Genomic DNA, 2,159 nt, shown 5'->3' with positions numbered 1-2,159 from the left:
GGCATTCCTGCTGAACCGCTCTTCCGATCTATTTAGTAGTATTCATAATAACTTGGGAAGAATTCGATACACTGCCGCCGACTAAACCGGTATTTCCACCTTGAGGAACAATTCCTATTTGGTAAGTATTACAAATTTTGAGCATTTTAGATACCTCAAGGGCATTATGCGGTAATAGCACAAAGGCACACGTACTTATAAAGTTATTTCTGTGCTCTTTTAAATAAAAATCTAAATTATCTTCCTGAAGACGCGATTCTCCAAATTCGTTAATAATCTGATTTTTCAAAGTAATAAGATTAGTAGAGATCACTAAAAAGAGAATCTTTCATATTGTAATTATAGTATTATAGTTCATAACTATATATTATAGCTGGCTTTTTGTAACCGTTCATTAATAGCTCTACCTAAATCTACATTAGGAATAGGCATAACTGCTGCCGTTCTGAGATTATTTCGGTCTAACTCCCAAAGCATTCTAAATAAATTACCTGCAGCTTCAGATAAGTTTGCACTAACAGATAGATTTAGGGTTAATATAGAATTTTTAAAATTAAAGGGAATCTTGCCAAAAGCTAAGAGAGCTTCTCCACTATATAAATTATCGGCATTTAGTCTTAGTTTAACCAAAGGAGCATAGTGTTTTTGTAACATACCAGGGGTAATAACTTTTTTATTAGTGTATTCTAAGTCTACATTAAAATTAGCAGTTTGTAATTGTTCTATACTTAAGCTTCCGAAACGTAAAATTCTAAGATTTGGAGATTCTGCATGAATTATAGTTGATTCTATCCCTAGAGCAGTTTTTCCGCTATCTAAAATTAAGAAATCATCTCCTTTTAAAGATAAAGAAACGTGATTAGCTTCGGTAGGACTTAAAGAATTACTTAAATTAGCACTTGGAGCAGCTAAGGGAACATAACAAGCTTTAATAAAATCTAATGCAACAGGATGATTAGGAATTCTTACTGCTTGAGTAATTAAGCCGTTGGAACATAATAAAGACACTGGACAATTCTTTCTTCGTTGTAAAATCAGGGTTAAGGGGCCTGGCCAAAATTTTTCTGCTAAAGCTAACTCGGTTTGATTTAAATAAAAATGCTCTAATATTTCACTTAAGGAGGCATAATGCACAATTAAAGGATTAAAAGTAGGACGATTTTTAATATGAAAAATTTTAGAGACTGCTAAATCATTAGTAGCATCAGCTCCTAAGCCGTAAACAGTCTCCGTAGCAAAAGCTACAACTTTTTGGTGCATAATTTGAATGGTAGCTTTAAGAAGATTTTCAGGAAACTGTGCTGGAATAATTTGTGGCATAACTATTTAAGAAAAATTTATATACTATGAAGAAGTTTTCCCTAGAGCTATCAGAGATGGAGCTAAATGAGGGGAAACTCCATAAATAAATTCTTCTTCACTGCTTAAAGTAAAAGTTCCTCCAGCAGCCTCAATAATAGCATGAGGTGCTGCAATATCCCAATCACAAGCTTTGTTTCTTTTTCTAGTATAAAAATCAGCGATACCTTCAGCAATTAAGCAAAATTTTATAGCACTATGCATAGTAATTTCTTTAATAATTTTATATTTTTTCTTAATCTCAGAACTTAATATTTGTTCCGGTCCGGAAATTGCTACCACATTTTCATTAGGGAAATCTCTAGCAAAAATTTGGGTAACAGTAGTATCATTGATTTGTTTATAAGCACCGTAATTTTTAGCACCGAACCACAGAGTATCTTGATTTGGAGCATAAATAAATCCTGCAACCGGAGTTTGTTGTTCTATATATGCAATATTAATACAATAAGCATCATCTCCGGTAACAAAATTTGCAGTAGCATCAAGAGGATCTATTAACCAAAAAGGGTCTTTACTAGCACTAAAAGTTTCTCCGGCTGCTACTAACTCTTCTGAAATAATAGGAATTTTACGAGTTAATTGAGTATTAATATTTTCTACGATAAATTTTTCAGAAGCTACATCTGCATTGGTAACTACGGAGCCGTCTTGTTTTTTGGTTACAATTAGTTCTTTATTTTTTATATCTTTAATAACATTTCCTGCCTGTTTAATAATAGAACAAACAATTTGTATTTCATTGTGTGATAACATTTTATTGCAGATCGGAAGAGCGGTTCAGCAGGAATGCCGAGACC

2 protein-coding genes are annotated in these 2,159 nt (G+C 32.8%); both read right to left on the bottom strand.

Translation table 11 applies throughout. The features are described from left to right. Positions 1–360 precede the first annotated feature (360 nt). Positions 361–1,320 (bottom strand): L-threonylcarbamoyladenylate synthase, encoded by a 960-nt coding sequence (locus ACQCX0_RS02865; RefSeq protein ID WP_462562661.1) that lies wholly within the window; start codon positions 1,318–1,320, stop codon positions 361–363. A 24-nt stretch (positions 1,321–1,344) separates the two neighbouring features. Further along, complete coding sequence (locus ACQCX0_RS02860; RefSeq protein WP_465029871.1) at positions 1,345–2,115, bottom strand: 3'(2'),5'-bisphosphate nucleotidase CysQ family protein; 771 nt, start codon at positions 2,113–2,115, stop codon at positions 1,345–1,347. Between the last annotated feature and the right edge of the window lie 44 nt (positions 2,116–2,159).

This window comes from Candidatus Hepatincolaceae symbiont of Strigamia maritima (genome assembly GCF_055505085.1).
The sequence above is the reverse complement of the archived record's forward strand: the minus strand, read 5'-3'. Positions and strand labels throughout refer to the sequence as shown.